Source organism: Photobacterium kagoshimensis (assembly GCF_050337045.1).
Classification (GTDB): domain Bacteria; phylum Pseudomonadota; class Gammaproteobacteria; order Enterobacterales; family Vibrionaceae; genus Photobacterium; species Photobacterium kagoshimensis.
This window is the reverse complement of sequence record NZ_JAKJSO010000019.1, coordinates 34,827-52,859: the sequence shown is the minus strand read 5'-3', so window position 1 is coordinate 52,859 and position 18,033 is coordinate 34,827. Positions and strand designations below refer to the sequence as shown.

The 18,033-nt window shown below is 47.4% G+C and carries 14 protein-coding genes; 9 read left to right on the top strand and 5 right to left on the bottom strand.

Going from position 1 to position 18,033, the window contains the following annotated elements:
- Window positions 1-68: 68 nt before the first annotated feature.
- The 3 genes from L4C35_RS17730 to L4C35_RS17720 form a co-directional block, all read right to left on the bottom strand.
- Window positions 69-686 (bottom strand): TIGR04211 family SH3 domain-containing protein, encoded by a 618-nt coding sequence (locus tag L4C35_RS17730; protein WP_428464143.1) that lies wholly within the window; start codon window positions 684-686, stop codon window positions 69-71.
- Window positions 687-801: 115 nt separating this feature from the next.
- The gene (locus L4C35_RS17725) at window positions 802-2,070 is read right to left on the bottom strand and encodes an inorganic phosphate transporter (RefSeq protein WP_428464142.1); all 1,269 of its coding nucleotides are present in this window, start codon (window positions 2,068-2,070) and stop codon (window positions 802-804) included.
- A gap of 32 nt (window positions 2,071-2,102) precedes the next feature.
- A complete protein-coding gene (locus L4C35_RS17720) occupies window positions 2,103-2,783 on the bottom strand; it encodes a TIGR00153 family protein (RefSeq protein ID WP_428464141.1) in 681 nt (226 codons plus the stop codon).
- Between the two features lie 186 nt (window positions 2,784-2,969).
- Here L4C35_RS17720 and L4C35_RS17715 point away from each other — a divergent pair, with 186 nt between their 5' ends.
- On the top strand, window positions 2,970-4,484 hold the full coding sequence (locus tag L4C35_RS17715) for a CYTH and CHAD domain-containing protein (RefSeq protein WP_428464140.1): 1,515 nt from the start codon (window positions 2,970-2,972) through the stop codon (window positions 4,482-4,484).
- A 75-nt stretch (window positions 4,485-4,559) separates the two neighbouring features.
- On the opposite strand, the gene L4C35_RS17710 is transcribed toward L4C35_RS17715, so the two are convergent.
- A complete protein-coding gene (locus L4C35_RS17710; protein WP_428464139.1) occupies window positions 4,560-5,378 on the bottom strand; it encodes a potassium channel family protein in 819 nt (272 codons plus the stop codon).
- Between the two features lie 167 nt (window positions 5,379-5,545).
- Here L4C35_RS17710 and L4C35_RS17705 point away from each other — a divergent pair, with 167 nt between their 5' ends.
- The 3 genes from L4C35_RS17705 (at window position 5,546) to hldE (ending at window position 11,689) form a co-directional block, all read left to right on the top strand.
- Entirely contained in the window at window positions 5,546-7,147 is a 1,602-nt protein-coding gene (locus L4C35_RS17705) for a methyl-accepting chemotaxis protein (RefSeq protein WP_428464138.1), read from the top strand.
- 142 nt (window positions 7,148-7,289) lie between these two features.
- On the top strand, window positions 7,290-10,172 hold the full coding sequence (gene glnE, locus L4C35_RS17700; RefSeq protein WP_428464137.1) for a bifunctional [glutamate--ammonia ligase]-adenylyl-L-tyrosine phosphorylase/[glutamate--ammonia-ligase] adenylyltransferase: 2,883 nt from the start codon (window positions 7,290-7,292) through the stop codon (window positions 10,170-10,172).
- An 86-nt stretch (window positions 10,173-10,258) separates the two neighbouring features.
- Window positions 10,259-11,689, top strand: coding sequence for a bifunctional D-glycero-beta-D-manno-heptose-7-phosphate kinase/D-glycero-beta-D-manno-heptose 1-phosphate adenylyltransferase HldE (gene hldE, locus L4C35_RS17695; RefSeq protein WP_428464136.1), 1,431 nt, complete (start codon window positions 10,259-10,261; stop codon window positions 11,687-11,689).
- A gap of 106 nt (window positions 11,690-11,795) precedes the next feature.
- Here hldE and tolC read toward each other — a convergent pair whose 3' ends face one another.
- Window positions 11,796-13,097: an outer membrane channel protein TolC gene (gene tolC / locus L4C35_RS17690; protein WP_428464135.1), complete on the bottom strand. Its 1,302-nt coding sequence runs from the start codon at window positions 13,095-13,097 to the stop codon at window positions 11,796-11,798.
- Between the two features lie 286 nt (window positions 13,098-13,383).
- Between tolC and nudF the strand changes: the two genes are divergently transcribed.
- The 5 genes from nudF to parE all read left to right on the top strand — a co-directional run bounded on the left by nudF (window position 13,384) and on the right by parE (window position 17,952).
- Window positions 13,384-14,028, top strand: coding sequence for an ADP-ribose diphosphatase (gene nudF, locus L4C35_RS17685; RefSeq protein ID WP_428464134.1), 645 nt, complete (start codon window positions 13,384-13,386; stop codon window positions 14,026-14,028).
- Window positions 14,013-14,459, top strand: coding sequence for a DUF1249 family protein (locus L4C35_RS17680; protein WP_428464210.1), 447 nt, complete (start codon window positions 14,013-14,015; stop codon window positions 14,457-14,459). The genes nudF and L4C35_RS17680 overlap by 16 nt, the downstream gene beginning before the upstream one ends.
- 105 nt (window positions 14,460-14,564) lie before the next feature.
- Window positions 14,565-15,389 carry a 3',5'-cyclic-AMP phosphodiesterase gene (gene cpdA, locus L4C35_RS17675; protein WP_428464133.1) on the top strand — a complete coding sequence of 275 codons (825 nt, stop codon included), beginning with the start codon at window positions 14,565-14,567 and terminating at the stop codon, window positions 15,387-15,389.
- Between the two features lie 2 nt (window positions 15,390-15,391).
- Window positions 15,392-15,985, top strand: coding sequence for an esterase YqiA (gene yqiA, locus L4C35_RS17670; RefSeq protein ID WP_428464132.1), 594 nt, complete (start codon window positions 15,392-15,394; stop codon window positions 15,983-15,985).
- An 83-nt stretch (window positions 15,986-16,068) separates the two neighbouring features.
- A complete protein-coding gene (gene parE / locus L4C35_RS17665) occupies window positions 16,069-17,952 on the top strand; it encodes a DNA topoisomerase IV subunit B (protein ID WP_428464131.1) in 1,884 nt (627 codons plus the stop codon).
- Window positions 17,953-18,033: the final 81 nt, after the last annotated feature.

Here is an 18,033-nt window from a genome sequence, read left to right as displayed (position 1 = left end):
GTAGCCAATGTGGCTACCCTTTTTCATTGCTTGCTCTCAGCATGATGGCTGCTGCAAGTACATCAGCATTATGCCCAGCCGTTATTGCTCTTACGACGACGTGGGATTAAATGTGGGAGCACTAAACCAAGTAGTAGACCTACACCAGCCACCATACCGCCGTAAGTGAACCAGCGCATGAGCAGGTCATCTTTCTGGGTATCGATCTTAGCGCGAAGCTCACGGATTTCAGCCTGAGAGGTTGTAAGCTGATCGTTCAGGTTGGTATTTTGTGCTTCAAGCTCAGTGATCTGGTTGTTGCGTAATTTCAGTGAGTTTTTCAAGCCCGCATTTTGCTCGTCGCTTGATTTCACTGCTTCTGCTAGAGCGGCTTTCACTTTCGTTAGCTCTTTCTCTAGGGCAGGTACTCGGTCTTTCAAGCCAACTTGGCGTGAAATGAATTTGCTGCTAACCCAGCCAGTACGGCCACGGCTATCGGTTACACGGCTGTAACCTGTTTCTTTGTTGGTCTCAAGTAGTGAAACCTTAGTGCCTGCATTCACACTACCGATAATACGGAATTGTGTGCTTGGGCCTTTGTGCATGTAAGTAAACAAGTCGTCAGAGATATAACGTACTTGTTCAGCATGCGCGGGTGCTGTCAGCACAGCGCAAGCGAGTAAAAATAAGCTGATTAGTTGCTTCACGATTTGATCCTTGAGGAGCCTGAACACGGTATGGGGTCAGATACTAAAAATTTTACGCGCAAGGTGCAAGAAAAGAGGGAGGCAAAGCCTCCCTCTTTTGAACCTGTGCCACTAATTAACCGAAGATGGCTTGCATTCCGTAGAAGAAAATGACTGCAAGCAATGCCCCTGCTGGGAGTGTAATAACCCAAGATGCTACGATATTACGTACAACACCTAGGTTCAGTGCCGCGATACCACGCGCAAAACCAACACCCAATACCGCACCAACAAGCGTTTGTGTGGTTGAGATTGGTAGGCCAGTACCAGAAGCCAGTACAACGGTTGACGCTGTTGCTAGCTGAGCGGCAAAGCCACGGCTTGGTGTTAGTTCAGTAATACCTGTACCAACAGTCGCCATTACTTTGTGGCCCATGGTCGCAAGGCCGACAACGATACCAATACCGCCCAGTGGAAGGATCCACCACGCAATCTGACTTTTCGTTGTAATTTCGCCCATATGCTCCACGGTGGAAACAACAGCAGACAGTGGACCAATCGCATTAGCTACGTCGTTTGAGCCGTGTGCAAACGCCATCGCACAAGCGGTTACAACCATTAGTAGGCTGAATACACGTTCAACGCCGGCATAGCCGTTGCTGTCAACTGAACTACCATCGTCGGTATATTTACGGCCAATGTAAACATAGCCTAAAAACATAACGACAGCTGAAACGGCAATAGAAGCTACCCATGCTTCACCACTTGAAAGGTGAAGGCCAACGTGTTTAAGACCTTTTTTAATGGTTACCAAAGCGATAACAAGCGCAGTGATAAACATGTAAACAGGTACAAAACGTTTAGCGTTTACAAGTGGGTTATCGGTATCAAAGATTAAACGCTGAGCACTGATGAAAATCATGTAAGCGAATAGGCCTGAGATCAATGGTGTGATCAACCAACTACCTACAATACCTTGTACAGAGCTCCAGTCTACAGCTTCAGTACCCACAGACACACACGCAAAACCGATGATAGCACCGATGATTGAGTGAGTGGTTGATACCGGCCAACCCATGTAAGACGCTAGCAGTAGCCATGTACCAGCAGCAAGTAGCGCTGACATCATGCCGTATACCAGCACTTCAGGTTGGTGAGCGTAGAGAGAAGTCTCGATAACCCCTTTACGAATCGTATCGGTAACTTCACCGCCAGCCAAATATGCACCAGCAAACTCGAAGATCATTGCAATAATGATCGCTTGTTTAACAGTAAGTGCTTTTGAACCAACTGATGTACCCATTGCATTGGCTACATCATTTGCACCAATACCGATCGCCATCATAAAACCAAAGATAGCCGCCACCAAAATAAGAATGGTGCCGTAATTAGCCAGGATTTCCATTGTAAAACCTTGTTTTTGTTAATTCTCTTCGCTTATGAACGCGATAGCATGATTTCTAGTCGCGAGCCGACACGTTGTGCCTGATCAGCGATGCCGCCAACCCACTCGAGAATTTTATACAGGAACATGATATCCACCGGACTGTATTGGTCTTCGATGGTCATTAGTTGTTGTCGTAATTTGATCTGCATGCTGTCGGTGTCATCTTCAATAACATCAAGCTGATTAATCATTTCCGCAACTAAAGTCACTTCTCTGCCTTTGAAACCTGTTTCAAGCAGTTCGTCCAGTTCGTTGATCACACGACGTGCTTGTTCAGCAGCGTCAAGACAACGTTGAACGTACGCGAGAAAGTCAGGGTACATTGTAGAAGGAACTTGTAACTCACGACCTAAGACACGACCAGCGATATCTTTGGATAAGTTAGCAAGCTTATCTTGTTGGGTTAGAAGACCTAACATATCAGTACGATCTACTGGCATGAAAAGCCCACGAGGAAGCTTAAGGCGGATTTCACGCTTAAGCACATCCGCATCTTTTTCAAGCTGCGAGATTTGCTCACGTATAATCGATGCCTTTTTCCAGTCTCCTGCATTACATGCTTCGAAGAATGGAACAAGCAGTTCGCAACATTCATTTACACGAGTAACGTGACGTTGCAGTGGTTTGATTGGGGATTTAGCAAAGAGCCCCATAATTGTATTTACTGGCATAGCCGATCAACCTAAAGAGTGCCTACGATATGGCTAAATCTTGAGCGATGGTCACAGAGGCGCGAATGGTAACGTATAAGTTTCTGCAGGGGAACCCATTTTGATCAAGGTTTTGTTGATATTTCTCACTTGCCCCCGAGCGGATAAGGAAATATCCTTGGTTTGCCACTGTTTATAGGTACCCATATGGAAACCGAGATAGAACTGAAGTTTTTCGTCTCACCAGAATTTTCGAGTCAATTGTTGAGCAAAATATCACAAGCGAAAATTCTGCAACAAAGTAGTCGAATGTTAGGGAACATTTACTTCGACACCCCAGACCAAATTCTTCGCCAGCACGATATTGGCCTTCGGGTCCGTCGTTTTGATGATGTTTTTGTCCAGACATTGAAGACAGCAGGACGTGTGGTTGCAGGTTTGCACCAACGCCCAGAATACAACGCTGAAACCAATGGCACTGATCCTGACCTTAGTCTGCATCCCGCTGATGCATGGCCTGAGTCTTTTGTGGTTGCTGATGTACAGCAACAGCTTCAGCCGCTTTTTTCGACTGATTTTGAACGTCAGCAATGGCTAATTGCAATGCCTGACGGCAGTCAAATCGAGCTAGCTTTCGACCAAGGTGAGGTGAGCACAAACGGCTTAACCGATCCCATTTGTGAAGTTGAGCTTGAGCTGAAATCAGGTCAAACCGATGCCTTGTTTACGCTAGCACGTGAGCTTTGTACCGAAGGCGGTATGCGTTTGGGGAGCTTGAGCAAAGCAGCACGAGGTTATCGCTTAGCGTCAGGCTATCAGGGAGATGAAATCACCACGCTGGATTTCATGCCATTACGTGCTGATGAATCGGTTGAAACGGTATTTGTACGCACTTTAGAGCATGCGCTAGATCACTGGCATCGCCATGAGCAAATTTATGCCGAGCGCCAAGATGCCAATGCTTTAATTCAAATTAAGCAGGCGTTGGGTTTAATTCGCCAGGTTTTTGTTCTGTTTGGCGGCATGATCCCTCGTCGTGCGAGCGCGTTATTACGCCAAGAACTGCAATGGCTTGAAGGCGAGTTAGAATGGCTAGATGAAGCGGCAAGCATTGAACAGCTATTAGCAGACAAAGCTTATATGCTGCGCAAGCTGAACGCCCAAAAAGTGCTAGTGAAGCAACTGCATGAACGTCAAGAAGCTTTGCCTGATGAAGAGGCGATGCTGGCACTGATGCAATCGTCGCGTTACTGCAATCTATTGCTCGATTTAAGCCGTTGGATTTTAAGCCGAGGCTGGCAGCCGTTTTTGGATGATAAAGGGCGCACTAAGCTTGCAGGCAGCGTGAAGCCCTATGCTGATGCAACGTTAGCGCGTTCTTGGCAAGAGTTGCAGGATGTTTTCCCTGCTGAGCGCCAGCTTGATCGCGTTGAATACTGCGATCAACAACCTCGATTGATCCGTAACTTGATGAGCGGGCTATGCTTTGCTCACTTATATGATGAAGACAAGCGTGCTGGCTTTAGAATGCCTTGGCTTGATCTGTTACGCGGTATTGAAGATCTGCGCCAGCTTGAACCGATCCGCTCATTATTGGCTGAACACCAAGATGACGACTTAGTGCAAATGGAAAAATGGTTGGAGCGTCGTGAGGAATCACTGCTGCATGCGATGGACCAAACACGCCAGATCGGCATCGAGTTATCGCCATATTGGCCATAGCGCTATACTGCTTTAATTGATAAAAACGCCGCCAGTGTCATGACATTGGCGGCGTTTTTGTTTATGTGGTTAGCGTTATTTAGTGGCTGGTGGCGTGGCGTTAATTGTCGTTTCTTGGTCTCTTACTCGATCCGCGGTCATGTGCTCTTCCAGGTGATCTAAACGTTGCAGTAGCTGTTGCTGCATCGCTAACATTTGTTGCCACTCTTGTTGGTGCAGGCGCTCTTGCTCTTTTTCATGTTTAAGCTTGCCTGGGTCGGAAATCATAGAGCTGACTAAGCCTGCCACCATACCGAATAAGCCTACCCCACAAACGATAATCGCAGCAGCCAATATTTTCCCCAGTGTGGTCACCGGGTAGTGGTCGCCATAGCCGACGGTGGAAATCGTGACAAACACCCACCATAGCGCATCACTGGCATCATGAATATTAGACTCAGGAATATCCCCTTCAATCATTAGCATCAGTGCAGAACCTACAGTAACCAGCAACGTCAGTAACAAGAAAATGGAAGCCACGGTCGCTTCTCGGCGGTTACTGCGAATGTAATGGAGGATCTGATTACTTGAACGGATTAAGCGCATTACTCGGAAAATTTGAATAACCCGAGCAAAACGGACTTGTTCAATCACGGGCAAGCTGGCAACAAAGTCAATCCAGTGAACTTTGAGATAGGCCCATTTTTGGTTACTTCTGAATAAATCAGTAAGCAGTTGAAACCAAAAGAACAGGCAAATGAAGGTATCAATACCAAATAGCAGGGTATAAACGTTATCAGTCTTAGGAATGAAAATTAAGCTGGTGACTATGGCTAAGGATACAATCGATAAAACCAGTGACATCAAACTCATAGGATTAAGTTCATGTTTGATGACATCGACTTTTTTAGACATTCAATTTTCCCTATGAGCTGCCGACATATAATATGGTCGTAATGAATTTAGCTTGTGAAAGTATAATCACGGCACTTGAGTGAATACCCAGCGCAATGTCTGTGCGAACAATATTATAACGCATCAATAGTCGGGTTTCGCGAGCTTATTAAATAGGGAGATTGAGAATGGCAACGTTGGTTTTTAAGCCATGGGAAAAAGGGATCACTAATATCCGTTTAGTGCCTAAGTTAGTGTTACTGATGGTATTCAGTACCGTATTATTGATTGGTAAGCAGTTGTGGGACGCTAATACGTTTTACCAAAGTGTCGTTAAGATCCAGCAAGACCGTTCAAAAGAAGTCGCCAATGCCAATGTCGCTTTATTGAGCGCCTTGTTAACGCAAAGTGATAATGGAAAACATTTAGCTGAGACCGCCATTCTCGCGCAAGAAAATAGCTTTGGCGACGGCGCTTATTTGTACTTGGTCGAGCGTGACACAGGGGCTGTTTTCGGTCACCCTAGTGCGCGCTCCATCAATCAACTGGGTAGTCAATTGGACCAAGGCGGTTCGCTATCGGGTTACTTATCACAACTCCAAGGCTCGGGGGATATTGTTCTAGGCCAAGGTGAACGATTTGAACATGCGGTGACTATGCCTAATTTGGATTGGGTGTTAGTCGCATCGCAGCCATCTTCTGAGGCTGATAGCTACTATAACGATTACTTAGTCCAAGTCGCGTGGCAAACCGGTCTGATGATAGTGTCGTTCATGGTGATTCTATTGGGGGGCTCCAGTATTATGCTTCGCCAAATTAATTACCTAGCAGACAGCATTAAACGTTTGGCACAGCGCGATTTGTCTCAGCCTATCGTGATGGAATGCAAAGATGAGTATGGCGATTTGGCGCGTGAACTGGAACAAACGCGCGTCCAACTGCGTGATGTCATTTGTAATCAGCGTGAAGCATCCTCCGAGTTGTCGGGGTTGGCTGAAGTGATGTCGATCAGCATGATAGAGACCAAAGAGTCCTCGCAAGAAGAATTTGCTGAGATTGATCAGCTGGCGTCAGCCATGAGCGAGATGACCTCAACGGTGCAAACCGTGGCGGATAATGCACGTCAAGCTTCGAACGCTACCGAAGGGACGTCTGAACAAGCAGAGCAGGGACAGCGTTTTGTGTCTGAAACAATCGGCACGATTAACCAATTATCACAAGACATCAGCCAATCGGCGGGTGCGGTGAATCAGGTTGAAAGTCGTGTTGAACAAATCAGTAGCGTGATCGTGACCATCCAAGGTATTTCTGAACAAACCAACTTACTGGCATTGAATGCAGCCATTGAAGCCGCGCGCGCCGGTGATGCAGGGCGTGGTTTTGCGGTGGTCGCTGATGAGGTGCGTAACCTTGCCCAACGTACCCAAACGGCAACCGTGGAAATTCAAGACATGATCACTCAGCTGCAAAACAGTGCCCAACAAGCGGTATCGCTGATGGAGCAAAGCGTGGTGGAAGCCGCCGAAGGGGTTGAGTTGGTCACGAATGCGGGTGGCGAGTTGGATAAAATCGTTGAGCAAGTGACGAACATTAACGATATGAATTTCCACATCGCTTCAGCCGCAGAGCAACAAAGCTCGGTGGCGGAAGAGATGAGCCAGAATTTGAGTAACGTCCGTGAGCTCGTAGAAGCCTCTGTGACTGTGGTGACTGAATTGTCAGAAACCTCTGATGTGATGCAAGAGCAAGCGGCAGATTTAGAGAAAAAAATTCAGGCGTTCCATGTGTAATTGCATGTCAGCGCGGATGTAAATACGTTGATATAACGCCCGCGATTGCGGGCGTTTTGTTGTCTTATCCCCAGCGACTAGCTGTGGTATTTTAAAGCGTTACTGCTTTAGCATTCATCAAGGAACAGATCGAGGACGAGTCATGAATCACAACGAGCGTTTGCAAGCCGCATCAGTCAAAGCGTGGGAAAAACTGCAAAGTGCCCACCCTGATGCGTTGGCACAGTGGCCTGAGTCACGTAAATCAGAATTGATGCAAGCGCTTGGATTCAGCGACTTTATTAGTTCCGCTATGGTGCGTGATGGTCGCTTACTTCCTTGGCTTGCGACACATCTTGATGAGGGTTCGCGTTGTAATGATTACCGCGAGCAATTGGCTGAACGGTTAAGCCTTGTGAGTGACGAAGCGGGACTGATGCGTGAACTTCGCGCTTTTCGTCGCCAAGAAATGGTATGGATAGCTTGGCGTGACTTTATGGGGAAATCGACGTTACTCGATAGTTTGGAGCATCTTTCAATGCTCGCTGAAGCCTTGATCATGCAAGCCTACCATTGGCTGTATCAGCAATGTTGCAGCGAGTGGGGGACGCCAACCAATGCCGAGGGGGAAGCACAACCTATGCTGATCTTAGGGATGGGCAAGCTTGGTGGTGGCGAGTTGAACTTTTCATCGGATATCGACCTGATTTTTACTTACCCTGAGAATGGGGAAACCCAAGGCGGACGCCGCAGTATCGCCAATGCCCAATTTTTTACCCGTTTAGGTCAGCGCTTAATCAAAGCGTTAGATCAGCAAACCTTTGATGGCTTTTGCTATCGAGTGGATATGCGCTTGCGCCCCTTTGGCGACAGTGGTCCGTTGGTAATGAGCTATGCAGCGTTAGAAGATTACTATCAAGAGCAAGGCCGAGATTGGGAACGCTACGCGATGATCAAAGCGCGGGTGATGGGGCGTGAAAGTTTTAGCCAGTACCAAGAATTGCGTCAGATGTTGCGTCCGTTTGTGTTTCGCCGTTATATCGATTTTAGCGCCATTCAAGCTTTGCGCCGCATGAAGTCGATGATCAGCAGCGAAGTCCGCCGTCGTGGGCTCAGTAACAACATTAAATTGGGCGCAGGCGGTATTCGGGAGGTGGAGTTTATTGCTCAATCTTTCCAGCTTATTCGTGGCGGTCGAGAACCCAGTTTACGTGGTCGAGGGTTACTTGAAACACTGGAAGCGATTAAACACCAAGGTTATTTACCGCCTGAACAAGTTGATGATCTCGAACGCGGTTACTGTTTCTTACGTAAACTCGAAAACTTACTGCAAGCCATTGATGATAAACAAACCCAAACCTTACCCGATAAGCCACTTGATCAAGTGCGCTTAGCGATTGCGATGGGCTTTGAGGACTGGCAACAGCTGTTAACCAGTACAGAGCAGCACATGGCGGATGTTCATCAGGTGTTTGATGCTATCGTCGGTAGTGATGAAGATGAGAGTGATAGCGCTTGTGTTGCGAGTCCGCAATACCAAGAGTTGTGGGCAATGAGTAAAGATGAAGAGGTACTGTTATCGATCTTTGCTGAGCTGGATGTGCACGACCCCGCCCAGCAAACCAGTACTTTACTGGGGATGAAAGCTGAATTAGCGAAACGTACCTTAGGGCCTCGTGGACGTGAAGTATTAGCGACCCTGATGCCGTGTGTATTGAGCCGCATCGTCAATCGTCCTGATGCAGCGCAAGTGTTAGGGCGAGTGACCAAGTTGATTGTTCGCATTGCCACCCGGACCACGTATTTGGAGTTGCTCGGTGAACATCCTGCCGCACTCGACCAATTAGTACGCCTATGTGCGGCCAGTCCTATGGTGGCCGAGCAGCTGGCGCAATACCCGATTTTGCTGGATGAGTTGCTTGATCCGCAGCATTTGTATAACCCAACCCCGCTGCATCAGTACCGTGAAGAATTGCGAGAGTACTTGGCTCGTATCCCTGAAGAGGATATGGAGCAACAGATGGAAGCGATTCGTCAGTTTAAGCAAGCGCAACTGTTACGCATTGCTGCGGCCGATATCGCGGGCGCATTGCCGCTGATGAAAGTGAGTGACCACTTAACCTATTTAGCCGAAGCCATCGTGGAAGCGGTGGTCAATCAGGCTTGGCTGCAAATGGTCGAGAAATATGGCGCACCAAGCCACCTTGAAGGGCGTGATGGTAAAGGTTTTGGCGTTATTGGTTATGGCAAAGTAGGTGGCTGGGAAATCGGCTATGGGTCAGATTTAGACTTGGTGTTCCTGCATGATTGTCCTGCAAACGTGAACACCACGGGTAAGAAAGAAATCGATGGGCGTCAGTTCTATTTGCGTTTAGCGCAGCGGATTGTGCACCTATTTTCGACCCGCACCGCATCGGGGGTGTTATACGAAGTCGATGTACGCTTACGACCATCAGGGGCGTCAGGTTTATTGGTGAGTACCTTAGAGGCCTTTGATGAGTACCAGCAGCAAGAGGCATGGACGTGGGAGCACCAAGCCTTAGTGAGGGCGCGTTTAATTTATGGTGATGCGCAATTACAACAAGGCTTTTCGCAAGTGCGCCAACAGACTTTGATGCAAGAGCGTGACGCTGTTGCACTGCGTCAAAAGGTGATTGAGATGCGCCATAAGATGCGTGATCACCTTGGTAGCAAAAAAGCGGGCCTATTTGATTTGAAGCAAGATGAAGGCGGCATCACAGATATTGAATTTATTGCCCAATACTTGGTCTTACAACATGCTTATGAGAACCCTGCGTTAGCGCATTGGTCTGACAATGTGCGGATCTTCGATACGATGGCCGAGCATAATCAAATGTCACCAGAACAAGTGACAGCCATTAAGTCGGCGTATTGTGCCATGCGTGACGCGATTCATCGCTTAAACTTATTGGGGCAATCCGCTTACGTTGATGAGCAGCAGTTTAGTGCCGAACGGGCGGTTGTTCGCCAAGTTTGGCAACAGTATTTGGTTAAAAACGACAGTATTGATACGTTAGCCGAATAATTTAATGAACAGTAAGCACTGGGTGAGTGTTTGCTTTTTTTGCTTTGTGATACTATTTCGCAGTTTTCACTTTCCCGGAGATAAAAATGAAATTGACTCTTCCTGATTATGATCAAGCTGATGTACTCGTTGTTGGTGATGTCATGCTAGATCGTTACTGGTATGGGCCAACAGGGCGTATATCGCCAGAAGCGCCAGTACCCGTAGTTAAAGTTGATCAGATTGAAGAACGTCCAGGTGGCGCAGCAAACGTCGCAATGAACATTGCAGCCCTTGGTGGTCATGCTCGCTTAGTGGGTTTAACCGGGATTGATGAGCCAGCGAAAGCCTTGACGGAAAAGCTATCATCGCTAAAAGTGCGTTGTGACTTTGTTTCGCTGCCAGATTACCCAACCATCACCAAATTACGCGTGATGAGCCGCGGTCAGCAGTTGATCCGTTTGGATTTCGAAGAAGGCTTCCACGATGTGGACCCTGATTTGATCATGCCACGCCTTGAGCAATCACTGTCGCAAGTGAAAGCGGTGATCTTGTCGGATTACGCAAAAGGTGCATTGGAACATGTCCAAACCATGATCCAAATGGCACGTAAAGCGGGTGTGCCTGTTCTTATTGACCCGAAAGGGGCTGATTTTGAACGCTACCGTGGTGCAACCTTACTGACACCAAACTTGTCTGAGTTTGAAACCGTGGTCGGTAAAGTCAATGGCGATGCCGATATTGTTGAAAAAGGCTTTGCCTTAATGGAACAATTCGACTTTGAAGCGTTATTGGTTACTCGCAGTGAGCACGGTATGACCTTGCTACAACGTGGCCAAGAACCACTGCACATGCCAACCCAAGCACAAGAAGTGTACGACGTGACAGGTGCAGGCGATACGGTTATCTCTGTGCTGGCATCATCGCTTGCCGCAGGGAAATCATTGTCTGATGCATGTAAGCTTGCGAACGCAGCGGCAGGTGTTGTGGTTGCTAAGCTAGGTACATCAACCCTATCGACTATCGAGTTGACTGATGCTATTCACGGCAGCCAAGATAGCGGCTTTGGCGTGATTGCAGAAGATCAGCTAAAACAAGCGGTACTCACAGCGCGTGCGCGTGGTGAGAAAGTGGTGATGACTAACGGCTGTTTCGATATTCTTCATGCCGGTCATGTTGCTTACTTGAACGAAGCGGCAAAATTGGGCGATCGCCTGATTGTGGCGGTAAACTCAGATTCATCGGTACAAGCGCTGAAAGGCCCTGGCCGTCCAGTGAACCCTGAAGATCGTCGCATGGCGGTACTGGCGGGTTTAGGTGCGGTTGATTGGGTGGTGCCTTTTACCGAAGAAACCCCGCAGCGTCTGATCAGTGAAATCCTGCCAACACTATTAGTGAAAGGTGGCGATTACAAACCTGAAGAGATTGCAGGCGGCCAAGAAGTGATTGCCGCGGGTGGTCAAGTCTTGGTGCTGAACTTTGAAGATGGCTGTTCTACTACTGAAATCATCGAAGCGATCCGTGGTGGTCGTGGTTAATCGGTGATTGGCCTTAAAGAGGTCAGCGGATAAGAAAAAAGCGCCGATAGGCGCTTTTTTCTTATCTGATGATCGCTGCCGAAACCTGACAGCGATGAGCGCAGAATTACTTCTTCGTTTTGATCAAGCCAGCGTTGATATCTGCAACGTCTTGCTCGTTAAGCGAACCAACAGCTTGTTTTAGCTGAAGTTGGCTTAGAATGTAGTCGTAACGTGCATTCGCTAATTGGCGGTTTGCATCGTATAGACGACGGGTTGAATCTAGTACATCAACGATAGTACGGGTACCCACTTCAAAGCCAGCTTCTGTTGCTTCCAGTGCCGATTGCGCTGAAATGACAGATTGTTGGTAAGCACGAAGTGCACCGATAGAAGCGTTGATGTTGTTATAGAATGCACGAACATCTTTAACAACAGTGCGGTAAGAACCTTCCAGTTGCTCACTCGCTGACACGTACGAGAATTGCGCTTGTTTTACTTCAGAACTTGTTTTACCACCGCTGTATACAGGTAGGTCAAGGCGAATACCCGCCGTTAATTTACCGTTATCAGAAGATGTTGGATCCAGTTCGTTGTAGTTGTAACCTGCATTAAAGCCGAGGGTTGGTAGGTGACCAGATTCAGCCAATGAAATGCTATCACGTGCGATATCTTGTGAGATACGCGCGGTTAGTAGCGACAGGTTTTCTTTTTCAGCGTCTTGGATCAATTGCAGCACTTTAGATTGTGGACGGCTAGCGGAGAAGCGAGCGGTATCCAAAATGTTTAGATCTGTGTGCTCTTGACCTGTGATCTCACGTAGACCTTCATAGCTGTTGGTTAACGCGTTTTCTTTCAAGATTTCATCGGCAAGCACGGTATCGTACTGTGCTTGTGCATCATGTACGTCAGTGATCGCAGAAAGACCCACTTCAAAACGTTGTTTGGTTTGTTCTAACTGACGGCCAACGGCAGCTTTTTCAGCACGAACGAATTCAAGATCGTCCATCGCTTTAAGCACATCAAAATATGCTTGGCTAACACGTAGGATCAAACCTTGCTGTGTTGCGGCTAGCGAAGCATCGCTCTGGCGCGCTTTTTTCTCAGCAATGTCTAGGTTTACCCAGCTAGCACGGTTGTAAATAGATTGGCTAAGGGTCACACCAGCGTTAAAGCCGTTGTCGTTTGACGCATTATTATCTGCTAGCTCAGTGGCATTGTAACCTGCATTCAGATTGATCTGTGGCAGCAAAGTACTACGCGATGAATTGATTGCTTCAAATGACGCATCTTTGTCCGCAGCCGCTTTTAATAGTTGCGGATCATTTTGTTTCGCTTGTTGATAAATTTCGGCAAGGTCATCGGCCAATACTGAGTGGCTGATGCTACCTAGGGCTACGCTCATAAAGAGTGGGAGCAATTTTTTCATGGATGCCTTTCCTGGTCCTGACAGTCAAAATAGTGCAAGCGATCAGTGTAACGAAAGAATACTGACAGTAAACTGATCAATTCGCTATTTTACTTATAATCATTTTTTAGTGTGAAGTCTGGTTCGTAAACTTGAATCACATCATTGATCTTACTGTATAAGATTGTAAGCGATATAAAAAATTATACGACTTAAATAAAATCACAATAATTATCAAAAATGTTGAATAAAATCATTGCTGATATTCAACTTGAGTGGAAAAATAGTGCTAAAGGAGAACACAAACATGAGCAAAGATTCCACCACAGTGTCAGCGCAGGTAGTGTATACCAAGGATGATGTCGAAATTTTGTCAACAAAGCCGCTTTATCAGGGCTTCTTCAAAATGGTGTCTTACACCTTCAAGCATAAGCTTTTTTCTGGCGGTTGGAGTGGTGAACTTAATCGTGAAATGTTTGAACGCGGTCATGCTGCGGTGTTACTGCCGTATGATCCGAAACACGATCAGGTTGTACTTGTCGAACAGTTCCGGATTGGTGCGTTAGCCGCTGATTGTGAACCATGGCAACTTGAAATGGTGGCTGGCATGATCGAAGAGAATGAAATCTCAGAAGAGGTTGCTCGTCGCGAAGCACAAGAAGAAGCGGGTATCGATGTGCATGAGGTGGAAAAAATCACCCGCTACCTCGCCAGTTCTGGTGGCTGCTCTGAAACCCTTGATGTGTTTGTGGGCCGTGTTGAAAGCCAGCTCGCAGAGGGGATTCATGGCTTACCTGAAGAAGGTGAAGATATTCGTGTGCATGTTGTTTCGCGAGAACAAGCCTATCAGTGGGTAGAATCTGGTAAAATAGAAAATGCAGCTTCTATCATTGCGCTACAATGGTTGCAGCTGAATTATTTACGTCTTCAACGCCAATGGTGCAAGGATTAAGTTTGAAAAACCGCTATACCGTCGATCTCGCGGGTATCATGCGTTTGTATGAAACCAACTATGCGAAGCTGCTTCCATTACTACCAAAATCTGATGAGGTAGGAGAGAGCTGTGCGTATCAAGTTTTGGGTCATGAATATTCGATAACCATTACTGAGTCGACGCGCTATACCACGGTGATCGAACTGCTCCAGCAAGACGAAGCATCACTCCCAACTTATATGCATCCGCACCTGATTATTCGCTTATACCACGATGCACGAGTAGCAGAAGTGTGTTCGGCGCAGCAGATTTCTCGCTTGAAGCCAAGGTATGATTACCCCAATATGCGAATGCACCAACAAGATGAAAAACATCAAGTTAACCGCTTTCTTGGGGATTGGTTAGCTTATTGCCTGAAAAACGGCATCAGCAAACAGTCAGTTTGTTGATATTCTATTGGTAACTACCATAAAAAATCAGATTGGGACAATGAGTGGTAGCCCCTCTCGTGGTTACCCGTACATACATTGAGACATTACAGGATTTAAACGATTTTGCAGACGTATACGTTGCCTCAGCAAGGTCCAGATAAGGTTGTCTTGCTTCAAATTACTGATACGCATCTGTTTGATGACATATCAGGAAGCTTATTAGGCATAGAAACAAAGAAAAGTTTTCATGCAGTGCTTGATGCTGTAGACGGTGCTGCGCGCCCATTTGATGCGATTGTAGCCACGGGAGACATATCCCAAGATCACAGTGAAAACTCCTATCAGCGCTTTGCTGACGGCATTAGCCGTTGGAAACAACCTTGTTTTTGGCTTCCAGGTAATCATGATTACCAACCGACCATGCGTTCCGTGTTGCCATCACCGCAGATAAAACCTTGTGAGCAAGTGCTTGCGGGCGATCATTGGCAAGTTATTTTACTCGATAGCCAAGTACCAGGTGTACCACATGGCGCCTTGAGTTCGGCACAACTTGAAATGCTAGACAGTGCATTAAGTGCCCACCCAGAGCGTCATGCCTTGGTATTATTGCACCACCACCCGTTAGAAGCGGGAAGTTACTGGCTGGATCAACATCAATTACATAATAACGAAGCGCTGTGGTATGTACTGGATCAGTACCCACAAGTGAAAGCGGTGTTGTGTGGTCATATTCATCAAGAACTTGATCGTATGTACCGTAATGTTCGAGTGCTTGCGACACCGTCAACATGCATTCAATTCTTGCCTGATTCGAATGACTTTGCGCTTGACCAAGTCAACCCAGGTTGGCGTTATTTAGAGCTTTATAATAACGGTGATATCCATACACAGGTGTCTCGTGTGCAAGGGCCACAGTTTGCGCCACAATTCGATGCCGCAGGGTACTAATGATGGAAACACCACAAAAAAAGCCGTTGTTACTATATATTCATGGTTTTAATAGCTCGCCAAAGTCATTGAAAGCACAGCAAATGCTGGATTATTGTCGCCAATATCGTCCCGATATTCGGGTTGAGATCCCGCAGATGCCGTGTTACCCCGCCCAAGCGGCGGAGTTCATTGATAATACGGTGCAAGCGTTCGCGCCAGACTTCCGTATCGGGCTGGTGGGCAGTTCATTAGGTGGTTATATTTCAACTTGGTTGAATGATCGCTACCAGTTCCCTGCGGTGCTAGTGAACCCTGCGGTAACACCGTATGATTTACTGGCCGACTTTTTAGGTGAGCAAATAAATCCATACACTGATGAGCACTATTACTTAGCGCCTCATCATATGGATGAACTACGCTTAATGGATGTCGCGCGCGTTGCTCGTCCCCAACAACTGTGGTTGCTCCAGCAAGAGGGCGATGAAGTGCTCGACTATCGCCAAGCTGTCGCTAAATATGCCGACTGTAAACAAACGGTTGAAGCTGACGGAGATCATAGCTTCGTCGGATTTGAACGCTTTCCTGCCGACATCATTCAATTTCTTGGCCTTTGAGCCGATTATAACGACCTCAGCTTGACAACTGAGCTGGGGTTACTGACTATTGTTGCCAAAATTTTCTCGTAAACTTCCGTGATATGACAGATCAAAGCTATAACGCTGGAGCCATTGAGGTTCTAAATGGCCTTGAGCCAGTACGCCGCCGTCCCGGCATGTACACTGATACGGTACGCCCTAACCACTTAGGTCAAGAGGTGATCGATAACAGTGTCGATGAAGCATTAGCCGGCCATGCCCGCAAAGTTGAAGTCATTCTCCATGCGGACCAATCCTTAGAAGTTACCGATGATGGGCGTGGTATGCCTGTCGATATTCACCCTGAAGAAGGGGTGTCAGGGGTTGAGTTAATCCTCTGTAAGCTCCATGCCGGTGGTAAATTCTCGGGCAAGAACTATCAGTTCTCAGGTGGTTTGCACGGGGTGGGTATCTCGGTAGTGAACGCCCTATCAAAGCGCGTGGAAGTCACGGTTAAGCGTGATGGACAGGTGTATCAAATTGCCTTTGAAAATGGCGATAAAGTATCAGAACTTGAAGTGATAGGAACTTGTGGCCGCCGTGCCAAAGGTACCCGTGTACATTTCTGGCCTGATGTGAGCTACTTTGATAGTCCTAAATTCTCAGCCACTCGTTTGAAAAACAATTTAAAAGCCAAAGCGGTACTTTGCCCTGGTTTAGAGATTGTGTTTACCGACAAAAACACCGATGAAACCATTCGTTGGTGTTATGAAGATGGCTTGAAAGACTACCTAGCCGAAGGCGTAAAGGGTTATACCTTATTGCCTGAAGAGCCGTTTACTGGTGTGTTCAGTGCACAAACGGAAGCGGCTGACTGGGCGCTGTTATGGTTGCCTGAAGGTGGTGAGCTGATCACTGAAAGTTACGTTAACCTCATTCCTACCGCACAAGGCGGTACGCATGTGAATGGCTTACGCCAAGGCTTGCTTGATGCGATGCGTGAGTTCTGTGAATTCCGTAACTTGCTACCGCGTGGGGTGAAGTTAACCGCCGATGATATCTGGGAGCGCTGTGCTTACGTGCTGTCGGTGAAAATGCAAGATCCCCAGTTTGCCGGTCAAACCAAAGAACGCTTGTCGTCACGCCAATGTGCGGCGTTTGTATCGGGTGTGGTTAAAGATGCCTTCAGCCTCTGGCTGAATGAGCGTCCGCAACTTGCAGAACAACTAGCGGAAGTGTGTATTGCCAATGCCCACCGCCGTATGCGTGCCAGCAAGAAAGTCGTGCGTAAAAAAGTGGCTTCTGGCCCAGCACTGCCGGGGAAACTGGCCGACTGTTCGCAACAAGATTTAAACCGCACCGAACTCTTCTTAGTGGAAGGGGACTCGGCGGGTGGTTCTGCCAAACAAGCACGTGATCGTATGTTCCAAGCGATCATGCCGCTGCGTGGTAAAATTCTGAATACCTGGGAAGTCTCTGCTGACCAAGTATTAGCGTCGCAAGAGGTTCATGATATCTCTGTGGCTTTGGGTATCGACCCTGACAGCGATGATTTGAGCGGCCTGCGTTACGGTAAGATCTGTGTCCTTGCCGATGCGGACTCCGATGGTCTTCACATCGCGACCTTGCTGTGTGCTTTGTTCATGAAGCACTTTGAAGCGCTAGTACGAGCAGGCCATGTCTTCATCGCAATGCCGCCACTGTACCGTATCGATTTAGGCAAGGAAGTGTATTACGCCCTTGATGAAGGCGAGAAGAACGGCATTCTAGAGCGTCTGAGCAGCAAACGAGGCAAGGTGAACGTACAGCGATTTAAAGGTTTGGGTGAAATGAACCCACTCCAGCTGCGTGAAACCACCATGGATCCAAATACGCGTCGCTTGGTGCAACTCACGATAGATGATGACAGCCAAACCAACGAGATGATGGACATGCTGCTAGGTAAAAAACGTGCAGAAGACCGTCGTCACTGGTTGCAAGACAAAGGCGATATGGCTGAAGTGTAACGGCGAGCGTTACGTTCAGGTGGGGTTACCCCAATAACGAATGATGGAGGCTGGTGGCATAGTGCTTACCAGCCTTCAAAG

What these genes read in the sequence shown, in the direction of transcription:
- tolC (WP_428464135.1), bottom strand. Translation starts at nt 13,097, where the DNA reads ATGAAAAAATTGCTCCCACTCTTTATGAGCGTAGCCCTAGGTAGCATC.
- yqiA (WP_428464132.1), top strand. Translation starts at nt 15,392, where the DNA reads ATGGAAACACCACAAAAAAAGCCGTTGTTACTATATATTCATGGTTTT.
- nudF (WP_428464134.1), top strand. Translation starts at nt 13,384, where the DNA reads ATGAGCAAAGATTCCACCACAGTGTCAGCGCAGGTAGTGTATACCAAG.
- L4C35_RS17715 (WP_428464140.1), top strand. Translation starts at nt 2,970, where the DNA reads ATGGAAACCGAGATAGAACTGAAGTTTTTCGTCTCACCAGAATTTTCG.
- L4C35_RS17710 (WP_428464139.1), bottom strand. Translation starts at nt 5,378, where the DNA reads ATGTCTAAAAAAGTCGATGTCATCAAACATGAACTTAATCCTATGAGT.
- parE (WP_428464131.1), top strand. Translation starts at nt 16,069, where the DNA reads ATGACAGATCAAAGCTATAACGCTGGAGCCATTGAGGTTCTAAATGGC.
- L4C35_RS17725 (WP_428464142.1), bottom strand. Translation starts at nt 2,070, where the DNA reads ATGGAAATCCTGGCTAATTACGGCACCATTCTTATTTTGGTGGCGGCT.
- glnE (WP_428464137.1), top strand. Translation starts at nt 7,290, where the DNA reads ATGAATCACAACGAGCGTTTGCAAGCCGCATCAGTCAAAGCGTGGGAA.
- hldE (WP_428464136.1), top strand. Translation starts at nt 10,259, where the DNA reads ATGAAATTGACTCTTCCTGATTATGATCAAGCTGATGTACTCGTTGTT.
- L4C35_RS17720 (WP_428464141.1), bottom strand. Translation starts at nt 2,783, where the DNA reads ATGCCAGTAAATACAATTATGGGGCTCTTTGCTAAATCCCCAATCAAA.
- L4C35_RS17680 (WP_428464210.1), top strand. Translation starts at nt 14,013, where the DNA reads ATGGTGCAAGGATTAAGTTTGAAAAACCGCTATACCGTCGATCTCGCG.
- L4C35_RS17705 (WP_428464138.1), top strand. Translation starts at nt 5,546, where the DNA reads ATGGCAACGTTGGTTTTTAAGCCATGGGAAAAAGGGATCACTAATATC.